The sequence below is a fragment of the Marisediminitalea alba genome (genome assembly GCF_002993365.1).
Classification (GTDB): domain Bacteria; phylum Pseudomonadota; class Gammaproteobacteria; order Enterobacterales; family Alteromonadaceae; genus Alteromonas; species Alteromonas alba.
This window is the reverse complement of record NZ_PVNP01000003.1, coordinates 89,866-112,516: the sequence shown is the minus strand read 5'-3', so window position 1 is coordinate 112,516 and position 22,651 is coordinate 89,866. Positions and strand designations below refer to the sequence as shown.

Annotated in this window: 18 protein-coding genes; 12 read left to right on the top strand and 6 right to left on the bottom strand. The window is 49.8% G+C overall.

Going from position 1 to position 22,651, the window contains the following annotated elements; translation table 11 throughout:
* The first annotated feature begins 218 nt into the window (after positions 1-218).
* The 7 genes from priA to C6Y40_RS00490 all read left to right on the top strand — a co-directional run bounded on the left by priA (position 219) and on the right by C6Y40_RS00490 (position 6,538).
* The gene (gene priA / locus C6Y40_RS00520; RefSeq protein WP_105932833.1) at positions 219-2,411 is read left to right on the top strand and encodes a primosomal protein N'; all 2,193 of its coding nucleotides are present in this window, start codon (positions 219-221) and stop codon (positions 2,409-2,411) included.
* Between the two features lie 120 nt (positions 2,412-2,531).
* The gene (locus C6Y40_RS00515; protein ID WP_105932832.1) at positions 2,532-3,113 is read left to right on the top strand and encodes an SPOR domain-containing protein; all 582 of its coding nucleotides are present in this window, start codon (positions 2,532-2,534) and stop codon (positions 3,111-3,113) included.
* Between the two features lie 168 nt (positions 3,114-3,281).
* Positions 3,282-3,806: an ATP-dependent protease subunit HslV gene (gene hslV, locus C6Y40_RS00510; RefSeq protein WP_105932831.1), complete on the top strand. Its 525-nt coding sequence runs from the start codon at positions 3,282-3,284 to the stop codon at positions 3,804-3,806.
* A gap of 72 nt (positions 3,807-3,878) precedes the next feature.
* The gene (hslU, locus tag C6Y40_RS00505; protein ID WP_105932830.1) at positions 3,879-5,213 is read left to right on the top strand and encodes an HslU--HslV peptidase ATPase subunit; all 1,335 of its coding nucleotides are present in this window, start codon (positions 3,879-3,881) and stop codon (positions 5,211-5,213) included.
* Between the two features lie 243 nt (positions 5,214-5,456).
* On the top strand, positions 5,457-5,666 hold the full coding sequence (locus C6Y40_RS25350; protein ID WP_105932829.1) for a tyrosine-type recombinase/integrase: 210 nt from the start codon (positions 5,457-5,459) through the stop codon (positions 5,664-5,666).
* A gap of 66 nt (positions 5,667-5,732) precedes the next feature.
* Positions 5,733-6,062, top strand: coding sequence for a type II toxin-antitoxin system PrlF family antitoxin (locus tag C6Y40_RS00495; protein ID WP_105932828.1), 330 nt, complete (start codon positions 5,733-5,735; stop codon positions 6,060-6,062).
* A gap of 2 nt (positions 6,063-6,064) precedes the next feature.
* Positions 6,065-6,538: a type II toxin-antitoxin system YhaV family toxin gene (locus C6Y40_RS00490; RefSeq protein WP_105932827.1), complete on the top strand. Its 474-nt coding sequence runs from the start codon at positions 6,065-6,067 to the stop codon at positions 6,536-6,538.
* Positions 6,539-6,867: 329 nt separating this feature from the next.
* Here C6Y40_RS00490 and C6Y40_RS00485 read toward each other — a convergent pair whose 3' ends face one another.
* From C6Y40_RS00485 to C6Y40_RS00475, 3 genes are read right to left on the bottom strand one after another with little or no spacing between them, the layout of a single operon-like run.
* The gene (locus C6Y40_RS00485) at positions 6,868-7,110 is read right to left on the bottom strand and encodes a helix-turn-helix domain-containing protein (RefSeq protein ID WP_105932826.1); all 243 of its coding nucleotides are present in this window, start codon (positions 7,108-7,110) and stop codon (positions 6,868-6,870) included.
* Positions 7,103-9,274, bottom strand: a complete 2,172-nt coding sequence (locus C6Y40_RS00480) for a peptidase domain-containing ABC transporter (protein ID WP_105932825.1) — start codon at positions 9,272-9,274, stop codon at positions 7,103-7,105. The genes C6Y40_RS00485 and C6Y40_RS00480 overlap by 8 nt, the downstream gene beginning before the upstream one ends.
* Positions 9,271-10,530 (bottom strand): HlyD family secretion protein, encoded by a 1,260-nt coding sequence (locus C6Y40_RS00475; protein WP_170308374.1) that lies wholly within the window; start codon positions 10,528-10,530, stop codon positions 9,271-9,273. The genes C6Y40_RS00480 and C6Y40_RS00475 overlap by 4 nt, the downstream gene beginning before the upstream one ends.
* Positions 10,531-10,814: 284 nt before the next feature.
* Here C6Y40_RS00475 and C6Y40_RS00470 point away from each other — a divergent pair, with 284 nt between their 5' ends.
* The 3 genes from C6Y40_RS00470 (at position 10,815) to gloA (ending at position 13,676) form a co-directional block, all read left to right on the top strand.
* Positions 10,815-12,359, top strand: a complete 1,545-nt coding sequence (locus C6Y40_RS00470) for a hydroxymethylglutaryl-CoA reductase (protein WP_105932823.1) — start codon at positions 10,815-10,817, stop codon at positions 12,357-12,359.
* 118 nt (positions 12,360-12,477) lie between these two features.
* Entirely contained in the window at positions 12,478-13,047 is a 570-nt protein-coding gene (locus tag C6Y40_RS00465) for a DUF4136 domain-containing protein (protein ID WP_105932866.1), read from the top strand.
* Positions 13,048-13,142: 95 nt separating this feature from the next.
* A complete protein-coding gene (gene gloA, locus C6Y40_RS00460; RefSeq protein WP_105932822.1) occupies positions 13,143-13,676 on the top strand; it encodes a lactoylglutathione lyase in 534 nt (177 codons plus the stop codon).
* Between the two features lie 61 nt (positions 13,677-13,737).
* Here the strand turns inward: gloA and C6Y40_RS00455 are convergent, their stop codons facing one another.
* Positions 13,738-17,088, bottom strand: a complete 3,351-nt coding sequence (locus C6Y40_RS00455; RefSeq protein WP_105932821.1) for an amidohydrolase family protein — start codon at positions 17,086-17,088, stop codon at positions 13,738-13,740.
* Positions 17,089-17,238: 150 nt separating this feature from the next.
* Positions 17,239-18,768 (bottom strand): DUF3369 domain-containing protein, encoded by a 1,530-nt coding sequence (locus C6Y40_RS00450; RefSeq protein WP_105932820.1) that lies wholly within the window; start codon positions 18,766-18,768, stop codon positions 17,239-17,241.
* A 272-nt stretch (positions 18,769-19,040) separates the two neighbouring features.
* Here C6Y40_RS00450 and C6Y40_RS00445 point away from each other — a divergent pair, with 272 nt between their 5' ends.
* Positions 19,041-20,135: a hypothetical protein gene (locus C6Y40_RS00445; RefSeq protein ID WP_105932819.1), complete on the top strand. Its 1,095-nt coding sequence runs from the start codon at positions 19,041-19,043 to the stop codon at positions 20,133-20,135.
* Between the two features lie 169 nt (positions 20,136-20,304).
* On the opposite strand, the gene gorA is transcribed toward C6Y40_RS00445, so the two are convergent.
* Entirely contained in the window at positions 20,305-21,651 is a 1,347-nt protein-coding gene (gene gorA, locus C6Y40_RS00440) for a glutathione-disulfide reductase (RefSeq protein ID WP_105932865.1), read from the bottom strand.
* Positions 21,652-22,014: 363 nt separating this feature from the next.
* Between gorA and dps the strand changes: the two genes are divergently transcribed.
* Positions 22,015-22,527, top strand: a complete 513-nt coding sequence (gene dps / locus C6Y40_RS00435) for a DNA starvation/stationary phase protection protein Dps (RefSeq protein ID WP_105932818.1) — start codon at positions 22,015-22,017, stop codon at positions 22,525-22,527.
* The last annotated feature ends 124 nt before the right edge of the window (positions 22,528-22,651 follow it).

The following is a 22,651-nucleotide window of genomic DNA, read 5'->3' as shown; positions in this document are numbered from 1 at the left end:
ACCTCAAAATAAGGCCGCATCGCTAACCAACCCGAAGTTGGCCACCATACGTGACTAATTTTCACTACAAGCGACATACCGCCTGCTTTTTAGAGCGGCGCATATTAATGGATGCCGAATAATCAATCAAGTATTTTCGTGCAATACTTTGCAGTCTGCATGTTAGGATAACCGCTACTTAAATTCAGCCTGATAATGTCTGTTGTTCAAAATTCACTATGCCAATCATTGATGTAGCCGTTCCGGTGCCACTACGACAAACTTTTAGTTACACCAGCGAGCAACAGCTGGAGCCGGGTGTACGGGTGAGCGTGCCCTTTGGTCGCCGTCAGCTAATCGGGGTAGTGACAGCAAGTTATAACGACCCGGCGGGCGAGACGGAGTCTGAAGTTAAACTGAAAGCGGTAACCGAAGTACTCGACGAGCAACCGCTGTTTGATGCAACCCTGCAGGCTTTAACTCAGTGGCTGGCCACTTATTATCACCATCCGATTGGTGAAGTCTGGGCAACGGTTATGCCCACCCGGTTGCGCAAAGGCGGGGCGTTGAGTGACAGCGTTCCCGCATTAACCTTAACCGAAGCCGGACAAGCCGAAGCGCAAACGCCTACTTTACGAGGCAAAAAACAGCTCGAATGCATCGCACTACTGGCCCGGGGCCCGGTGGCCAGTGAAGAAATTAAAACGAAATTCTCAAATGCGGTGTTAAAGGCGCTGGAAGAGAAAGCGCTGACCACTCAAACCAGTATCCGCCTGACTGAAAAGCAGGACTGGGCGTCATTTAGTCTGCAGCAAACACCGCCTGTTGCCTCTACCGAGCAGGGCGTGGCCATTGCGGCTATCAATCAGCAGGCCAGCCACTTTGTACCGTTTTTACTCGACGGTGTAACCGGTAGCGGTAAAACCGAAGTGTATTTGCAGGTAATTGAGCCGGTACTCAAACAAGGCAGACAGGTGTTGATTCTGGTGCCGGAAATAGGCCTGACACCGCAAACAGTAGGGCGCTTTGAGCGTCGCTTCGGCATTAATGTTGGCGTGTTGCACTCACAAATGACTGACCTGGCGCGGCTGAAGGTTTGGCAACAGGCGCGGCGCGGAGAACTGGGGATTATCATTGGTACCCGCTCAGCCATTTTTACGCCGCTTAAAAGACCAGGCATGATCATTGTGGACGAAGAGCACGATGAGTCTTTTAAGCAGCAGGATGGCTTGCGTTACCATGCCCGGGATCTCGCGGTAAAGCGAGCCCATACCGAAAACGTACCCTTGATTCTGGGCAGTGCTACACCGTCGCTGGAAAGCCTGAATAACGCGCTGAATAAACGCTATACCCATTTAACCTTAAGTCAGCGGGCCGGCGGAGCCAGTCACACCCAGTTAAAGGTACTCGATTCACGTGATCAGCCGCTCCATGCCGGAATAGCTCAGGGCCTGATAAGCATTATGCGCAGCCATCTGCAACAGGGTAATCAGGTGTTAGTGTTTTTAAACCGTCGCGGTTTTGCGCCGGCAGTGCTGTGTCATCATTGCGGCCAAACGGTCGATTGCAAAAGTTGTGAGCGGCCGTTTACCTACCATAAGTCCCAGGGCCGGCTGCAGTGCCATCATTGCGGCGCGAGCCGGCGAATGCCGCAGCAGTGCAGTGAGTGTAACAGCCACGACCTGCAAACCTCCGGCATTGGCACCGAGCAGCTCGAACAGGGACTGGGCCAGTTATTTCCCGATGTACAGCAGGTCAGAATCGACAGTGATGCGGTAAAAGGCAAAGACAAGCTTATCACCCGACTCGATGAAATAAATGCGCGCAAATATCAGTTGCTGGTGGGCACGCAAATTTTGTCGAAGGGGCATCATTTTCCTCATGTAACCTTAGTCGTTGTGCTCGACTGTGACGGCGCGTTATTCTCGGCTGACTTTCGGGCGGCGGAAAAGCTCGCGCAGTTGATTACGCAGTTGGCTGGTCGTGCCGGTCGCGCCAGTAAACCGGGCGAAATGTGGCTGCAAACCGATAACCCCGGCCACCCACTTTTACAGGATCTCATTAATAACGGCTTTGCACATTTTGCCCGTCAGGCATTGCAGGAGCGTAAGCTGGGGGCTCTGCCGCCGTATAGCAGTCAGGCCATTTTCCGCGCCGAAGCTCGCGAAGCCGGACTCGCCGCCAACCTGTTACAGCAGATACGCGATTGCTACCGGGCCAGTGTGAATGTCGCCAAAGGGCAGTTTATCGGGCCGTTGCCCTGTTTGATAGAGAAACGCCAGGGGCGTTTTCGCTACATGCTGGTATTACAGAGTCAGCAGCGCGCCGCGCTACATAGCTGGCTAAAACACCACCTGCCAGAGGTAGAAGCGTTACCTCTGGCTGGCAAGGTACGCTGGAGCCTGGATATTGATCCGGTCGATCTGAGTTAAGTGTGGTTACTGGTAAACTTTCAGCGTTAACCACACTTTAAAGCAGCATTTTTGCCAAAGAGCAGGTACACTGCCTGCAGATAATAATAATCATCCACACAGGGAAATCGACACAGCATTATGTCTCAACGCGATTACGTTTCTCGTGGACGTGCGCCACAAAAGAAAAATACCAAGAAAACAAAAAACAAAACTACCGCCAGACGAGGTCGTAACCAGCAGGAGCCACAGGTAACTGTACCCTGGGTAACGGTGGCCGTTGTGGTGGCTTTGCTACTGGGCTTTGCCTGGTTCTTGTGGTCAATTAAAGATAATGCCGATCCGGATACCGCTCAGCCGCTTACAGTAGAGCCTGCGCCTATCGAAGATGAGTTGCCGGAACTGCCGGAGGAAGAATGGGAATACATTAAAACCCTGCCGGGGTACGAGGTAGAAGTCGAAGTGGCCGAGCAGGAAAAATCCGATAAGCGTTATCTGATGCAGTGCGCGTCGTTCAGAACCCGGGCTCAGGCCGATGAAATGCGCGCTAAAATTGCGTTTCAGGGGCTGGAGGCGCAGATCCGGCATAGCGATGGCGCCAATGGCGAATGGTTCCGTGTGATCCTTGGCCCCTTTGACGCCAAGCGCGACGCTGAGCGTGCCAAACACGCACTGCGCAAAGTAAATATCACCACCTGCCAGATCTGGTTCTGGAATTTGTAAATAATCGGAAGCCGGCAGTCGCCGGCTTTTTAATTGACTGCTGCAAACGCCAGCGTATATTCACCTTTTAAGTCTTGAAAAATCGTCAGGCTCCCCCACCTACTACTCATTGTCAACGCACAGACCGCCCGGCGGAAAGCTGTGCCAAACCACTACAGTGGAGTAAACGTGACTACAATAGTATCAGTCAGACGAGATAATCAGGTTGTCATGGCCGGCGATGGCCAGGTGTCATTGGGCAATACCGTAATGAAAGGCAATGCCCGTAAAGTACGCCGCCTGTATCAAAATAAAGTATTAGCCGGTTTTGCCGGTGGTACCGCCGATGCGTTTACCTTGTTTGAACGCTTTGAAGCCAAACTGGAACTGCATCAGGGGCACCTGACCAAAGCGGCAGTAGAGCTGGCCAAAGACTGGCGTACCGACCGCATGTTACGGCGTCTGGAAGCCTTACTGGCTGTCGCCGATGAAACCGCTTCATTGATTATTACCGGTAACGGCGATGTGGTGCAGCCAGAGCAGGATCTAATCGCTATTGGCTCGGGTGGTAACTATGCCCAGGCCGCGGCCACCGCGTTATTAAATAATACGCAGTTAACGGCACACGAAATTGCTACTCAGAGTTTATCTATTGCCGGCGACATTTGCGTGTTCACCAACCATAATCAAACGGTTGAAGTACTCGATTACTAAATGAATTGTGTTGGCAGTGGCTAAGAAGCGGCTGCCCTACTGACCACCGTCAGTTTTACATAAGGGTTAATTATGTCTGAAATGACACCAAGAGAAATTGTCCACGAACTGGACCGCCATATTATCGGTCAGCAAAGCGCTAAGCGCGCAGTCGCCATTGCGCTGCGTAACCGCTGGCGCCGTATGCAGTTAGCGCCAGAACTGCGCCAGGAAGTCACCCCGAAAAACATTTTAATGATTGGTCCAACGGGTGTAGGTAAAACCGAAATTGCCCGCCGTCTGGCCAAGCTGGCGAATGCGCCGTTTATTAAGGTAGAGGCAACAAAATTTACTGAAGTAGGTTATGTAGGTAAGGAAGTCGAAACCATCATTCGCGACCTGGCAGACATTGCGGTAAAAATGACCAAAGAGCAGGAAATGGCAAAGGTGCGCTATCGCGCTGAGGAAGCTGCCGAAGAGCGTATTCTGGATATCCTCATCCCGCCTGCCGAAAATGCCTGGGGTGAAAAAGAGCGCTCGGAAGATCGCGGCACCCGCCAGTCTTTCCGCAAAAAGCTGCGTGAAGGCAGTCTGGATGACAAAGAAATCGAAATCGACGTTGCCCAGCAGCAAATTGGTGTAGAGATCATGGCACCACCGGGCATGGAAGAAATGACCAACCAACTGCAGGGCATGTTTGAAAATCTGTCTTCTTCTGGTTCGCAGAAGAAGAAAAAGAAAATGCGCATTAAAGATGCCATGAAAGTGCTGATTGAAGAAGAAGCCGCGCGTTTGGTTAACAAAGAAGATCTGAAAGAAAAAGCCCTCGAAGCGGTGGAGCAACACGGCATCGTATTTGTGGATGAAATCGATAAGATCTGTAAACGCGAAGGCGCCAACTCGGCCGACGTTTCCCGCGAAGGTGTGCAACGTGACTTACTGCCACTGGTAGAAGGTTCTACGGTGTCTACTAAGCACGGTATGATCAAAACCGACCATATTCTGTTTGTGGCATCCGGTGCTTTCCAGATGAGCAAGCCGTCGGATCTGATCCCTGAATTACAGGGCCGTCTGCCTATTCGAGTTGAACTCTCAGCGCTCAAAGTGGAAGACTTTAAACGTATTCTTACCGAGCCTAATGCATCGCTTACCGAGCAGTACATTGAGTTGATGAAAACCGAAGGGGTAACCGTTGAGTTTGCCGAAAGCGGTATTCAGCGTATTGCCGAAGCGGCGTGGCAGGTGAATGAGAAAACCGAAAACATCGGTGCCCGCCGACTGCACACTGTGCTGGAACGGTTGATGGAAGATATCTCTTACGATGCTTCTGAAAAACAGGGCGAAACCTACATCATTGATGCCGATTACGTTAATCAGCACCTTGAAACTTTAGTCGACAACGAAGACTTAAGCCGCTTTATCCTCTAATCCCAAACATACAAACCGGCCGGTACGTCTGTACCGGCCAGGCTTTACTTGCCACATTCCGCTTACACCGTTGGGATATGCCTGTACAAGGTTCTGAAATCCCCCCACTTAGGTCACATCTTGAAGTGACAAATAGAAAGTAATATCGCTTCTGGCAGCACATTGTTTTTAGCAAACAATGGCAAGACGTATAAGCCTGGCAAACTCTCAGAAATGGTCGGTCGATAAGTTGAGCTCAGTGGTATGAAGCGCGGTGGTGCATGTCATTTGTTTCGGCATGCGACAGCAACCATTATGCTGGATAACGGCGCGGAGCTTCGGCATGTGCAGGAGATGCTTGGCCATGCTGACATTTCCACTACGCAAATATATACGCATGTGTCTCGCATCAAGCTTGGTGAGGTGTACAACAAAAGTCATCCCTCAGCTTTGAGTAATGAGCGTTTATATTAATCAGCACTAGCAATAGTAATGTAAATGCATTACTATTGCTGTGTGTACTCAATTGAGGATAGCAACATGCCGCAATTACCATTACAAACTGAATCAACTTTGACGGAGCGATATCAAACGACCGTGCCTAGCATTGTGCGCAAAGCACTGCATTTGGGTAAAAAAGATAAAATCAGGTTTACGGTGGAGCCTAACGGTAGTGTGACGTTATCGCGTGCCGAGCCTTCTGAAGATGATCCTGCGTTAGATTCATTTTTGGCTTTTTTAGGCAACGATATTGAACAACACCCAGAGAATATTCAAGCGCTAAGTCCTGCTATGCAAGCGTCTATTCAATCGTTGGTAGAGGGGGTTGAAATCGATTTGAACGCGCCACTAGATGAAGACGACGACTGATTTTGGCGGATAGTAGTTTTGTTGTAAAAAATGGTTGGACGCTATACGCCCATCCTTTGTTTATAGAGCAGTTAGCATCGTTGACTGCTCAAGTTAACGCTTTTAAAGCACGAGACCCTATCGGCTACAAAAAGAAAAACGCGACCAAGCGATTAGCAGCAATAGAGAAGCTAATAGTCGAAATCATTCCGAATGATCCTACAGCGACTGAATATCGCCAAGGTTCAACATTAGGTGACAACAACAAACACTGGTTCAGAGCAAAATTCTTCCAACAATATCGACTCTTTTTTCGCTATCATCAAGCATCTAAAGTTATCGTTTATGCGTGGGTTAACGATGAAAAAACCAAACGCGCATATGAAAGCAAAAACGATGCATATAAAGTATTTGCTAAACTGCTAGCTTCGGGCAATCCACCTGATAGTTGGGACGCTCTTTTAAAAATGGCTTCTGCTATAACATCAGATAAATAATCGTCTTTGAACTGCTCAGAATTAGCGGATCATAAAATCGATTACTGTATATGCAGGCACGATACTATGATCCAGTTATCTGGCGGTTTTATCCGAACTATCCAATAGACTGAATAACTTATTTTGGTACTGAAAACGGAATTCCTACATAAGTCAAAATAGAAAATTGAATCCAACTCAATTGCGTCGAACTTGCGGGACTTAGTTTTAGATATTCATAGGCTCTAATTGTCTAAAGTGTTTAACTGCCACAATACTATCCTGTAACGCCAAACATACAAACCGGCCGGTACGTCTGTACCGGCCAGGCTTACTTGCCACATCCCCACTCACACCGTAGGGATTTGCGTATACAAGGTTCTGAAATAGCGGGCCATTAATGCTGCCCGGTTACGAATTTCCAGCTTGCGATAAATATTCGCGCAGTGAAATTTCACCGTTCGCTCACTGATAAACAATTGCGAGGCAATGGTTTTGTTCGGTAAGCCTTCGATAATTTTATGCGCCACCTGAAGTTCACGTTTAGACAACTGTTCCAAATGTTCAGGGTTTAATAACTCTTGATCAAACATGATGCTCTCCTTGTTGAGTGGGGGTTGGTAAATCAGGCGTATAATTGATGGCTACTTCCGTCAGCTGGCCGCCTGCCAGGTGATACCGCTGATGGGCCATTTGAATGGTTTCGCGCCGATGGGCAATAACCACCCGGGTCATGGGTAACCGGGAAAGATGTTGATTGATAAGCTTTTCACTGTTGGCATCGAGGTGGCTGCTGGCTTCATCGAGTAGCAACAGAGCCGGACGCTGATATAACGCCCGGGCGAGAAACAAGCGCTGGCGCTGGCCGCCGCTAAAATTGGTGCCACCTTCCTGGAGCAGAGTGTAATACTGCATGGGCAGCCTGGTGATGGTGTCGTGCAGGTTGGCCAGTTGACAGCATTCTATTAACCGCGGCATGTCAATGTGTTGCTGAAAACCACTGACATTGTCGATAACGGTGCCGGACAGACATACATCATCCTGCATCACAGCGCTGATCCGCTGGCCAGGATCACGGCTGTTGAGTGGCTTATCGTCAATCAGGATCTGACCTGAAGTGGCCGGAAATAAGCCGGTAAGGCATTTAGCCAGGCTGGATTTGCCACTGCCGCTTACACCGGTGATTACTATCATCCGGCCCGGTAACACTTCTAGATTTAATTTTTCAAACAGCGGCGGTTGACCCTGATAGGCAAAACTTACATCCTCAATCGTTAGCTTGTGTGCTACCGGTAAATGGGCCGGTGGACAACAAGACGTTGGCGCCAATGAGGCAAAGTCCACCGGCGTTTGGACAATATCCGCCAGCCTGTCGAGGTGCACCCGCAATAAGCGCCACTGAAGTAATTGCTCGAGCAAACCATTGATGGCTGAATTAAAGCGGTTCTTGTAGCTGGTAAATGCGTACAGCATGCCAACGGTAAAAGCCTGCTCCATCACCAGCGTAGCAGCCAGATAAACCACCAGCAGATTTTCAATACCAAACAGGAGCAGATGCACGATGCTAAATCCCATTTCCCAGCGGCGCAAACGAATATCACGGTTCAGGGTATCGGTAAGTAAATGCTGCCAGCCATGTAACCGGAACGACTCGAGCTTAAGCATTCTGATTGACTGAATGCCCCTCAGCGTTTCTATAAAGTGGCTGTTTTCCTTCGCGGCACAGGCAATTCTTTCTTGTTGTAAGCGCTGCACCGGGCCTAGCAAAATTAACCGTAGGGCAAGAAAAAACCCCGCAATGCCTACTACCACCAGCATTAGTTTCAGGCTGTATAACGCCATTAAAATCAGTGTGCACAGCATGATTAGCGTGTCTAAAATGAGCGCGACAATACCCTGACTGATAAAGCGTCTGACTTCCTGCAAGCTACCAAAACGAGCCACCATGTCACCGATATGGCGCTGGGAAAAGTAACTGAATGGCAGCCGGATCAAATGAGTAAAGACATTTACCGAGAGTTGCTGGGCGAGGTGCCCAGACATAGCAATGCCGGCAGTCTGGCGGGTAAGATTGGTGATCGCTTCCACAACAATTAGCAGAAAGAAGCCGAGAAACAGCACATTGAGCAGCGAAGCATCGTTATTGACTATCACTGAGTCGATAACCAGTTGCATATAATAGGGCGATGCCAGCGCAAAACATTGCAGCAGCAAAGACAAAATAAACAACACCAGTAAGGAGCGCTTGATACCTACGATACGCTGCCATAACTGGCTGAGCTTTAATGGCTGGCGCAGGTTTTGAGGCGTGAAGTCACTGCCAGGCTGAAGCTCCAGGGCAATACCGGTAAAGGCATCACTAACCTGTTGCCAGCTAAGACGGCGTTTGCCACATGCCGGATCCTGAATCTCAATGCCTTTGCTTGTCACTCTGGTTAACACAACGAAGTGCTGCATGTTCCAGTGCAAAATGCAGGGGAGCTGTAGCTCGTTCATATCCTCCGGCTCAAGCTTTAGCGCCCGGCTGTTGAGGTTGAGTGAGTGGGCGAAATCAATCAGCTGTTTAAGGTTAGCGCCCTGCTGGCTGAAGGCGCGTAAGCTGCGTAGCCTGGCCAGGTCTACATTGAGCCCGTGATAGCCGGCTACCATGGCGATACAGGCCAGTCCGCATTCGGCGTTTTCGGCTTGTAATATTTGTGGCGTCGAACGGCGCCAGCCGAGCTGCAAGGGCAGTTTGAACAGTGTGGCGGTGCTCATAACACACCTCCATGCAGTTCATAGAGTGGTTCAAATAACCATTGCATCAGATTGCGCTCGCGAATGGCTATTTCTGCGGCAAAGGTCATGCCGGCTCGCAGGGCAATGCGTTGATTAAAATGTTCAATGCTGGTGGCTTGCAGAGTTGCTTTTGCCAGGTACACCGGGGTGTTTATTGCCAACGGTTTTTGTGCGACCTCCTGTGGCAGTAGCAGGTGAGCAGATACCGAATCGATGGTGGCTTCATAGGTGCCAAACTGGGTATGCGGAAAGGCATCGTAGCGTAAACTGATCGATTGGCCCGGGGAGATCTGGCCCGCCGCGGCGACCGGGATTAACAATTGTGCAGAGACCTCGGCGTTAAATGGCATCAGCGAAAGCAGCGGCACATTGCTCTGGGCTAGCTGGCCTGGCTTTGCATTGAGGTTGGTTACCCGGCCGTTTGTGGACGCGGTAATAATGACTTCCTGCTGACTGTATTGCTGATCGAGACTTTTTTGCAGTTCACTGATTTGATTTTCAATATTCAGCAGTTGTAACTGATGGGCGTGTTCTGCTTCGCTGAGGGCAAACTGGTTGTCTTCAATGGCTTGTAAGGTGGCTATCCATTCGCGCTCAAGATTCTGACGCTGATAGGTTTCGTCGATTCGTTGGGTTTCTAAGGTTTGTAATTGTTGGCGGCTGGAAAATCCCTGATGAGTGAGTTCGGTGAACGACTGAATTTGCTTATCCAGTAAGGCCATTTTGTCATCCAGCAAAACGCGCATGGCGGCGAGGCGTGAGCGATCCTCAGTGAGTCGTTGGGCCGCTTTAGTCAGGCGTTGCTGTTGGGTTGTAAAACCTTTCTGGGTAAGCCTGTATTGGCTTTGCAGACGTTCAATCTGCGTGTCGAGCTCCTTAATCAGCGTGTCGTTGATACTCTGGCCGTTATGTAAAATTGCGTCCCGGGTCAGCCTGATAAGTGGTGCACCTTTTTGCACCTGTGTGTTTTCGCTAACCAGCACTTCGCTAACAATAGCGCCTGATGCCGGTCCGTATACCGGGGTAATACCGCGGGTGGGTTCCAGCCAGCCTGTTACGGTTTGGGTATAAGTGTAGCGTCCCGCCAACAGCCAGCTTATAACACCAATTAACCAGCTACACAGCAGCACGGTAATCATAAGAGTGGGTAGTCTTGGCCTGAGTAATATTGCTCCATCGATTTTTTGCTGCTGTGAAACGACGGCCTGGTGGCGAAATAATGTTTGGCTTTGCATGGCGTCCATTCCTGCTGTGGGTTGATGATTCAACCTTATGCCTGAGAACCCTTATTTATGGTGAAGGTCAGGCCCGGTGGGCTTTTTGAGGGGACGATGGTCGTCTGATGTCTCAAAATGCAGGTGTATGTCTCATTTGTGCCAGCCATTGCAACACTGGTCTGACAGTTGTTGCAGGTCAAAGGTATGCTGACGGCGGCTTTCCTAATGCAGATTGTTAATATATTGTGGTTAGCAAAGAAAGCTCTACACTTGATGTATGTTTTGCCAAGGAAGCCGTAGTTATGTTTATACCCAGTATTTTGCTCCGTCAGTTGTACACCCATGGGAGCCTGACGCAAACTGAAGATGGTTTGCAGTTTATGCTTAAAAACCGGCTCAAAGATGCCGTGCTCAAACAGGTAGACAGTATTGCCATAAACGGGGAAGTTATTGCGCCTGAAAATGTCACGCTGCAGGTTGGCCCTGAGCAAATTATGTCGATGACAGAGCTGAATGAAAGCGGTGAAGTACCTTTTGAGCTTAAGCAGGCCATTACGGTTTACTTAAATAAAACCCTGCCAGTGAGCCCGGAAAAACAGACTATCGAACTGGTGTTCCGGGCCTCACCTTTCGGCAAACTGAAATTCAGCGTGGAAGATAACGTATCGGCGCCGAATCTGGCTGAGGGGCATATTCCCCGCGATCCGCATGATGATTACTCTCCGGGGATTATCGAAAAACGCCAGAAGTTCTTTGAAAACTTCTCCGGCGCTAATATTCACCATGTTGGCCAGTACTCCATTGATCCTAATACCCTGCGCGGCAATATCGAGCACTTCATTGGTGTGGCGCAGGTGCCAGTTGGCGTGGCGGGGCCGGTCACTATCGACGGCGAGCATGCCAAAGGCGATTTTCTGATCCCAATGGCCACTACCGAAGGCACGCTGGTGGCCTCGTATAATCGCGGGATGAAACTGCTTAATATGAGTGGCGGGATCAAATCCACCGTGGTGGATGATGCCATGCAGCGCGCGCCGGTGTTTGTGTTTTCTGATGCTCGCGGCGCGCGGGATTTTGTGGCCTGGGTAAACGAAAATATCGACAAAATTCGCGAGGAAGCAGAAGCCACCTCATCCATCGCCAAGCTTACTTATATTGACAGTTTCCTGTCTACCAAGTTTGCCTTTTTGCGCTTCAATTACCGTACCGGCGATGCAGCAGGGCAGAACATGGTGGGGCGCGCTACATTTGCTGCCTGTGGCTGGATCCTCGACCACTACGAAGGCATCGAAAACTTTTATCTGGAGTCCAACTTCGCCACCGATAAAAAAGCGTCGCAAATTAATATTATGCGTACCCGGGGTAAACGGGTGATTGCCGAAGCGACCATTAAGCGCGAGCATTTGTTGTCGGTAATGCGGGTGGATCCTAAACAGATTGATTATCACGGCCGGGTAGCGGGCGTCGGCTCCTTTTTATCCGGCGTCAATAATACTGGCTTACACTCGCCTAATGGCATTACCGCGATGTTTATTGCTACCGGGCAGGACGTGGCCAACGTGTCGGAGTCCTCCGCTGGTATCATGTATTCTGAGCTGACCGAGGAAGGCGATTTATATATCTCCCTGACTATTCCGTCGCTCATTGTGGCGACTTATGGTGGCGGTACCGGTATTGGTACTCAGCGTGAGTGTCTGGAACTATTGGGTTGTTATGGCCGGGGTAATGTGTATAAGTTTGCCGAAATCGTTGGCGCGGTGGCGCTGGCGGGTGAAATTTCACTGGCCTCGGCCATCTCCAGTTCCGACTGGGTGTCTTCCCATGAACAGTATGGCCGTAACCGGTAATATATCGGGTTCTGAGCAGGAGGGCTTGTCCTCCTGGTTGGCCTTATTTCCCGGCTAAAACGATCCGAACACCCTGTCTTCGGCGTTAAAAAGGTAACTCAACTCAATGGTTATCACGATGAATAACAATAAGGCAGGCACGTCTTTCCCTTACCGCGTAGTGCTGGTGTTTTTATTTTGCGCCTGGCTAGCCGGCTGTGCCAGCAATAAACCACAAATCAAAATGCGCGACGAGACTAACTTCGCCGCGCTGAAAACCTTTTATGTTCAGCCACCGCTCAACTCAGTTAACCCTACCCTGGAGCAGCATATGGCGTCGACCATTATTACCGTGTTGCAAGGCAAAGGGCTCACCGCAGCGGGCGAAGAAGATGCTGATATCAAAGTCGGCTTTTTCCCTTCCAGCCGGGTGGAAGAGGGGGGCTCGTCGGTCAGTATCGGGCTTGGCACCGGTGTATTTGGCCGCTCTGGCGGTATTTCACTGGGAAGCATTTTTAGTGTGCCAGTAGGCGAGCAGGTTACCGAATACCAGAATCTGCAAATTGAGGTGGTGCAGAACGGTGAGTTTATCTACAGCGCTGCGGGCAGCGCAGAGTTAGAGGCCAGCGATAGCATTACCGTGCAACAGGCCTTAACCACGCTGGTAGAAACACTGCTGGAGTCTTTTCCTGCTAACCGCGCAAACTAGCTGCGAAGTGGCATAATCGCGCGGCCAGTGGGATTGTGAAACTGTGTTTAGTCCCCAGTTTTATACATCAATTTAAAATCAGATGAGGGCAACGTATGTCTCGCCACTTTGAACAAGCCGAAGGCTTGTGTGAACAAAAAGACCCGGCCACCGACGGCTTTGTATTTAACCAGACTATGTTACGGATAGCCGATCCGGTCCGTTCGTTGGATTTTTATACCCGTGTAATGGGCATGACCTTATTGCGCAAGCTCGACTTCCCGGAAATGAAGTTCAGTTTATATTTTCTCACTACCGGCGAGGATTTTTCTGACATCAGCGACGATGAAGCTAAGCGCACGGCTCAAACATTTGGCCGTCCGGCCATGCTGGAGCTCACCCACAATTGGGACGACAGCGCCGACACCACGAGCTATCACAACGGTAACAGCGATCCCCGCGGCTTTGGCCATATTGGTTTTCATGTGCCGGATCTGCAAGGGGCGTGTAAGCGCTTTGACGAACTCGGCGTTGAATTTCAGAAACGCCTGGAAGATGGCAGTATGAATAATATTGCCTTTATCAAAGACCCCGACGGATACTGGATTGAGATTTTTGATGCACAACGTGTAGCGAATTTAGGAAGCTAACGCGCAATAGAAGTATCAAGGCAGTATAAAAAAGCCGGAACATAGGTTCCGGCTTTTGCGTTTAGTGGTTGGTATGCTTCCAGTGATACTGGTGCGCCTTGGCCTCCACTTCTGTCGCCGTTTGCTGCGGCATAAAGGCTTTGTTGTTACCTTCAAAGAAGAACGGCTGGCGCTTTTGCTTGCTGCCCATTTCGTTCATCGTGGCAACGTCATACACGCGGCCGTTGATCACGGTGTAGGTGACATATTCACTGCGACGGATGTCGTTAAGCACGTCGCCGTCGGTGATCATCAGGTCGGCCAGTTTACCCGGCTCAATGCTGCCGAGATCCTTGCCCATGCCCAGATGCGTTGCGCCATCAATGGTGGCACCACGCAGAGCTTCCCACGGCGTAAAGCCGCCCTGATTCATCAGCCACATTTCCCAGTGAGCAGCTAATCCTTCACGCTGACCATGCGCACCAATATGTACACTTACGCCATTATCGCGCAGCTCTTTAGCGTATTCAGCCACATTCACATGGTTGTACTGATCATCCGGCGCGGTAGGGCGGCGAATGGCACGGGCATCCAGCCTAGTAGAAGGCACATAACGCAGTAAGCGTTCGTTATTCCACACTTCGGTGCGATCGTACCAGTACTCTTCACCCATCAGGCCACCGTAAGACACCACAAAGGTTGGCGTGTAACCAAAATCAGTGGCTTTCCATAGCTGGGTGAGGTCGTCGTAGCCACGGGCAATGGGTAGTGAATGCTCAAGGCCGGTATGGCCGTCAACCAGCATGGTGAGGTTTTGCTGGAACTTACCACCGCCTTCCGGTACCACCATCATTTGCTGATTTCTAGCAGCCCAAAGTACTTGCTGACGCTGATCCCGACGCGGCTGGTTATAGCTTTTCACCGAAATAGCACCGCTGTCTTTCAGGCGCTGAACATGGAAGTACGCATCGTCGTAGTTGTTAATTTGTGCCTTATAGCCGATACCTTCCGCGCCATACAAAATAGTACCGGTAGAATAGATGCGCGGTGCGACGCGTTCACCTGCACGTTGAAGCTCGGAAGCAGCAAAGATCTCAGTGGTATCGTTAGACGGATCGTGAATGGTGGTCACGCCAAACGACAGGTTAGAATACTGCATCCAGTTTTGCTGCGGAATGATCTCACTGCGACCCTGTCCGCCGTGGGCGTGGGTATCCACTAACCCGGGCAGAACGGTTTTACCTGAGGCATCAATAAGCATAGCGTCGCCGGGGATATCCACGTCGCCGCGCTTACCTACCGCGGCAATGCGGTTATCCAGGATCAGCACCACACCGTCTTCGATAACTTCCCTGGTATTGTCGGCATCGCGCATGGTGACCACGGTACCACCTACGAGCGCCTTATAACCGCTGGGCTTGTCGCTGGTGGCGGTGAAGCTCAAATCGAGGCCTTCAGAGAGCGGATCCGGCAGTTCATCGGCCGATTTACCACCGGCAAAGGCAAACGCGTCTTCCAGCTTACGCTCAAAATAGTAGGGGCCATGGAACCAGCCTACACTGCTGCTATCCGGCGCCCACGTGAGGTACTCTCCGGCGCGATCAGACAGCTGAGTCACCGGCAGAGAAGACATATTCGGGCCAATTGTCACTTTCTTACCGTTGTCTACGTATGGCGTAACGTAGGTATTAAACTGATGAACAAATGCAACCCATTTACGATCCGGCGACAGGCGGTATTCCGCTACCTTGTCGGCGCCGTATAAATGCACCCGATGGTCGTCGCCATGCAGGTTTACACTGGCCAGTTGGGTGGCGCCGTAAGGAGAATCGTAACTGCGTTCGGTAAAGAACAGGCGCTCATTGTCGCCGGCAAAGTGGGGCTGCATACCTGAATTGGTGACCTTTTTCGGTTCGCCTTTATCCAGGTCCATCACGTATAAGCCTGGCTCTACCGAATACTTCGGGTCAAGCAGGTAGCCGCCGGTAAATTTACGGTAGGTCACTAACTCGCCATCGGGTGAAAACGCCGGCTCTATGTAGTGCCCCGGCTCAGGGGTTATGACTTTGCCCTTACCACCACGGGCAGAGACGATGCGAACATCACCTAACTTCTGGTCGTTCCAGGTAGTGTAGATAATGCGCTTACCGTCGGCAGAATAGCGTGGGTAGTATTCATCATGCTCATCCTGACGGGTGAGGCGTTTCGCTTTGCCACTTTTTAAATCTTTAACGTACAGTTTGCCCAGCGCCTGAAACAGCACAGATTTACCGCCCGGCGATTTTTGCGACCAGCGGATCATTTTTACGTTAAAGGTATCCGGTGCCACGTCTACATCAAAACGCAATGCATCGGCGTATTGCAGTTTGGCCTCAACGGCGATATCGATGGTGTCTGCCGATTGATCTTTTACATTGAGCTTATGAAACTTTCCGCCGGCCCAGTACACAATCGCTTTGCTGTCAGGTGTCCAGTCAAAGTAGGCATAGTAACCTTCTACACCAAAGCCTTCCTGCATATCGCGCTCCATATCGCGGGTGAGCAGCGTTTCTTCACCGGTGGCAAGGTCTTTAATGAACAGCGCGGTGTCGTACTTCACCCGACGTAGAAAAGCAATGTACTTACCGTCTGGTGAAGGGGTTGGTACCACGGCGCCGCCAGTACCGGAGATAACGCGGTCTTCTTCACCGGTAGTGCGATCAAAGCGGGTAATGGCAAAAATGCCTTCCAGCGGATCGCGATTATAGTCGAAGCGGTAACCGCCAGAGGTACTCTGGGTATAGTAAATATAGTTGCCATCGTGAGAGAACACCGGATCGGTAATGTTGTTTTGCTCACGTTTACCGGATACCCGCTCTTTAATCGGCAGACCGCTACCGCCAAAATGGTGATAAATCCAGATTTCGCCGGCCGGGATACTGCGGGTAGAGGTAATGCCTTTGGTCACCACAATATATTCGCCATCCGGGCTCCATTTAGGTGAGTGGATAGTGTTGTTTTTCTCTTTGGTTACCTGGCGCAGGTTTTCACCGTTGGCATCCATTACCCACACGTTCGACACGCCGCCACGATCTGAGATAAACGCAATCTTGCTGCCATCGGGCGAGATGGCCGGGTGAATATTCCAGGCGAAATCCTGGGTTAATGGCGTAGCGTTGCCGCCGTCGAGGTCAGCTTTATAAATGTCGCCGAGCATGTCGAACAGGAAGTATTCGCCATCAGGCGCTACGTCCAGGCTCGACCAGGTAGTTTCGGTGGTGTTAATGGTAACATCGTGCAAAGGGTACGGTGGGTTAGTCACTTCCCACTTTTTTTCTATATCACCTTCTTGTGCTGCCAGCGGAGCGCTGAGCAGACAAAGTGAGGTCAATACCGAAGCACCTAATAAGGTTAATTTTTGCTTAGGGGTGTGCTGATTTGTCGTTAGCTTCATTGTTATTCTCTACGTCTTTTTTGTTGTCATGGCGGGGACTGAGCCCGCAGCAAAAGCAATCTTCCCTGGATTGTTAACGGTCAGTATAAAGTATGTTTAGTTTGAGGTGTTGCAGTTCATCGGATTAGTTTGCGGCATACACCGCAGAGCTTATTGCGGGTCGGGGAATTGGCCGCGGATGGCTGCGAAAGTGGTAAAGTTTGCCAGTAACAAATCAACCAGCCTGGGATCAAATTGTTTGCCACGTTGTTCATTGAAGTATTCACGAATTCGTGTTTCAGACCAGGAACTTTTATAGCAACGTGAACTGCCCAGCGCGTCAAACACATCGGCAATTGCCACTATGCGTCCGGCAACAGAAATGGCATTTTTGACGAGTCCATTAGGATAACCGCTGCCGTCCCAGCATTCATGATGCTCATGGGCAATAGTAGCGCCAAGCTGCAAAATCGGGTTGGTACTTTTGCGTAGCATGTCGAACCCTGCTTTGGCATGGGTTTGCATTATCTGCCGCTCTTCATCAGTGTGTGGCCCGGGCTTGTTTAAAATTAGATCCGGGATGGCGACTTTGCCAACGTCGTGCAGCGGCGATGCCAGTTTTATCATTTCGGCTTCGCTGTCGGGTAAGCCGTACTGCCTGGCCAGCAGGGCGCTGATATGTGCTACCCGACGCACATGTGAACCGGTTTCCTTAGACCTGAGCTCCACCGCCTCGCCAATAATGTACGACAGTTCACGTTGCGAGTCCCGGATCACTTCACGCAACTTGAGGTTTTCGTGGGAAACCGCGATATTGTGAGCAAAAAAAGAAAGCAAATGATGCTGGACAGGCTCCAGCGGCTCATTTTTCGCTACGTAAAGCACATTTTCCATGCCCCTGCGGGTAGTAAAGTAACTCACAAAGTAATCGTTGCCCTGAATATTACTGTGCTGGTTTAACGCTTCTTCGATGCGGGTTTGTACCTTCGCCGGGATGGTTGATAAAGACTTGCTCTGAAAGTTGGTGGCCAGAATTTTATACTGATTGCCACTTTTTACGTCGCGGGTTATGGCGCAGCAAATAATAGCGGACGTCTCGATTGCCAGCAGTACGGATATTTGTTTTAAGATAGCGGAGGCAAATTGCGGGAGAGTATCGCACTCGATAAATTCGGTGGTGGCGCTGATAATTTTCTCCAGCCCTTGTCGGTGACGCTCAATCAGGCGAATATCCCGGTATGCCCGCAGCGCCGCATACATGCTGGTTGTCAGGCGCATGGCGGTAAGCTCGGTTTTGTTTTTATAATCGTTGATGTCGTAATCGCGGATCACCCTTTCTTCCGGCGCTTCGCCGGGCTGACCTGTACGCAGGATCAGCCTGATCAAATGATTTCTTAGCGTCTCGCGGACCCAGCGCACCAGTTCAAGACCAGCCTGGGTAGTTTCCATTACTACATCAATAATCGCTACTGCAATGGCGTTATGTTTATCGGCAAGCAAGATATCACGGGCTTCAGCGGCACTGCTGGCGGTGATAATGTTCACCGGGCGTTGCTCAAACACAAAATCGGCCAACACCATACGGGTGACCGCATGCACTTCCGGCTCGTCATCAACTACCAGCACTGTCCAGGCCGCTAATAGCTCTTCTTCGAGATCGGTTTTGTCATCGTTAGTAAAAAGTAATTCGTCACTGAGCATTGTGAGGTTACCTCGTTGCCACTGTCAGAACCGATAAACAAATAAAGTTGCTGTCAGTTAACTATAGTACGAGGTTGATGAATCTGCCTGCCAGTTTATATCAGCATTAAACAGCAACTTAATAGGGCTACAGGGTGTTCTTGAGCACACATTTATTGACGCATCGTTTACTCGGAGAAAAGGCCGCTTGTTTGAACCAGCTTACTGAATATGTTATTTTTATGTTGCTAGTCAATGGGGGCTAGCATTGAACAAAATGGATTAATGGATTAATGGATTTACAATATTTTATAAAAACTGCTTTAATTTCAGTCGTTACGTTTTTCGTTTCTGCTTATTCGCTGCATACCCAAGCTAATTCCCTGGGGGTTGAAAGAGGGGAGATATGTGCTACCACTCTTAGCAGCGATTTTACCGCCTGCCCACAAAATTTTACCAATCACGCCCTGTCAATGAGTTACTTGCATTCTGAAACGACCGAATGCGAATCGTCGGGCCCAATGTGTATTGGCGATGATATAGCCTATCAAAGTAAAACTGATTATTTCACTTTCTTTGATGTTGATAATAAACAAACGGTAAAGTACGAAATTACCATACACCCAAATGTTTATGACCCAATGGGTAACCTCGTCATGCCCGGTAATAAAACAGCTGTTGAAATACAGCCTACCAACCACGAAGTTGAAGCCACTGAAACACTTGCCGAAATCGCAGAACTCAGGCAGTCGATAGTTAAAAAGTTTACGCTGGAAATGGACGAGTACGGGAACGTTACAGATGCAACGGGACAGAGTGCCTCAACAAGAGTGGAAAACACTGTTGAACAGTGTTTAACCGCACTTGACTATACCAGTACAGACGTCAATTGTGCCGGTTCCCTAAATACAGATATTGATAACGCTGTCGTCAATGATGCTGGTTTCCACGCCTTTATATCAGCAGTAACTAAGCTTGAAGGTGTCATTAACTTTATTAGTCCATTAAATATGGAATTATCTTCACTTAAGAACCTCTCTACCTTTAGAGTAAAAATTGAATACGCGGATGGGTCTGTGTTAGTAGTAGATGTTACGGTAAAAGAAGGGGTGGTTGAAATAGTATTAAACAAAGACGCGTCAAGAACCAGCGAAAACAGAACGTTTACTCAAGCTGAGAGTCAAGGTACTTCTTCACAAAGTAGTCTTCGGGAAGCTAAGAGGGTAGCTTCCTCAAAAGATATACCAAAACAATGCGAGCCGACGACATTTGTTAACACTGATTGGGTCGTTGTGGAAGTGATCACTACAGTCTATCCGGACGGACGAACCGAAGTGACTAATATTTATCGGCAGCAGGATACTTATATTACTTATTTGCAGTGCTAAAGCTGTTTGCCCGATACGTAAACTTCTCACCAAACGTAGCGTAAAGTGTTGATTCAGATAGCGCGTAATCAACAATTACCAATAAAAAAGCTGACCAACAGAAACTGAAGGTCAGCTTTATTTATTTTATGAGTGAGTAAACGTGACGTTTACTCTCCCGGGCTTTGTATTACATCGTAACGTATTCTTCGGCGCTGGTGGGGTGAATGGCAATACAGGCGTCAAAGTCAGCTTTGGTTGCGCCCATTTTAATAGCCACGCCAAAGCCTTGCAGGATTTCGTCCATGGCATAACCTATGCCGTGTAAACCTACTACCTTCTGCTCTTCACCGGCACAGATAAGCTTCATACTGGTGAGCTGGCGATGATGGGTAACAGCGGTATACATGGCCGCAAAGTTAGAACGGTAAATGGTCAGGTTATCTTTACCAAACTTAGCTTCTGCCTCGCTTTCGGTCATACCGATGGTACCAATTGGCGGGTGGCTGAAGACCACGGTAGGCACCAGATCGTAGTCGAGATGGGCGTTGGTCTGGCCGTTAAACAGGCGCTCGCTCAACATCCGCCCGGCTTTAACCGCCACCGGGGTTAATTCAGGCTGGCCGGTAATATCGCCCACCGCATAAATGCCCTCAACGTTAGTATTCTGAAACTTATCGACCACTATCTGCCCGTTGTGGCGCATTTCAACGTCGGTGTTATCCAGGCCAATTGTTGCGGTATTTGGCTTGCGGCCGGTGGCCCAGATCAGGCAGTCAACGGTAAGCGTATTGCCATCGGTTAACGTCAGTTCCAGATCGCCGTTGTCCAGTTTGGTAACTTGTTTGATTTCGGTTTTTTCGTGAATATCGATGCCTTCTTCGAGCATCAGGGTCTTAAGCGTTTCCTGCAACATGGCATCGAAGCCGCGTAACGGTAATTCCTGACGCAGGATAGAGTGGGTTTCACTGCCCAGCGCGTGCAGCACGCCAGCCAGTTCCACACCTATATAACCACCGCCTACTACGGCAACACGTCTTGGCTGCTCGTCGAGCTCGAAGAAACCGTCTGAGTCAATACCGTACTCTGCGCCGGGGATATCCGGGCGGAAAGGCTTACCGCCGGTTGCGATAAGAATATGCGGGGCAGTGTACTGTTCACCGTCGACTTCCACGGTAGTGTTGTTAACGAATTTTGCATAACCTTTGAGCAGGGTTACCTGATTGTTGCCCAGCACCCGGTCGTAAGAGGCATGAATGCGAGATATGTACGCCTGACGGTTCTTAACCAGCGTAGACCAGTCAAATTTATTTACTGTTACATCAAAGCCGTAATCCGGCCCGTACTTGTGAATGGCTTCTGCTACCTGAGCGCCGTACCACATAGCTTTTTTCGGCACACAGCCCACATTTACACAGGTACCGCCCACTGCTTTTGCTTCAATAAGCAGGACTTTCTTGCCGTGTTTTGCTGCCCGGTTGGCCGAGGCAATGCCGCCACTGCCGCCGCCAATACAGATATAGTCAAACTCTTGCATCGCAAATTCTCTCGTCATTGTAGTGCTGCTATTGTGCATGATTTCGTATAGCCGGACAAACTTACTCTGTGCATGACAGGCAGCGAGTCAGTCGCCCAGGGTTACCTTAAAGACCCGCTATGGGATTATTTACTTTCAGCAGGGCTAGTGCTCTGAAGAATTTACAGGCGCATGCATTATTTACCTCTATGAACGCATGGTAATGAGGGCTCTACACTTTGGCTGGTGGCGTTGAAAGCCAGGTATGGCGGGGATTAAGGCCTTTGGCGGCAATCCGGCACAGGCTATGCAACCTCTTAATCGTACGAATTTGAAAGGTTGATACCGTATCAGCCTTACGACTTTTAACGAGCAGGAGGAATTATGAGCAACGTAAAAATTGCAGAATTTACCGCCCCGGGCATTAAAGACAATGCAGCAAAAGATGCTATCTCTGTGCTTGATGACCGTATGGTCGCCTTGATTGATTTACAGCTTACGCTTAAGCACATTCACTGGAATGTGGTAGGACCGAACTTTATTGGTGTGCATGAAATGCTTGACCCACAGGTGGAAGCAGTGCGTGAAATGACCGACACCATTGCCGAGCGTATTGCCACCCTTGGAGGTGTACCGGTAGGTACGCCAAAATCGATTGTAGAACGTCGTCGCTGGGACGATTATTCAGTAGGTAAGGGCTTGGTGACAGACCATCTGACTGCGCTGGACAAAGTGTATAATGGTGTCAACGAAGACCATCGTAAGGCCATTGATACCCTGAGTGAACTCGACCCGGTATCTGAAGATATGGTAACCGGTCAGTTAGCCCAACTGGAGCAGTTCCAGTGGTTTGTCCGCGCGCATATTGAATCAGCGAGCGGTGAACTTAAAAGCTAGCAGTAGCTTGTAACATTTCTTTCTTCATGTGTGTAACTTCCCATTTTGCCCGCAGCCTTCCGGCCGCGGGCTTTTTTTTGCATGGTTATCCGGTTGAAGATATAGTGTAGCAATATGTAGTTTT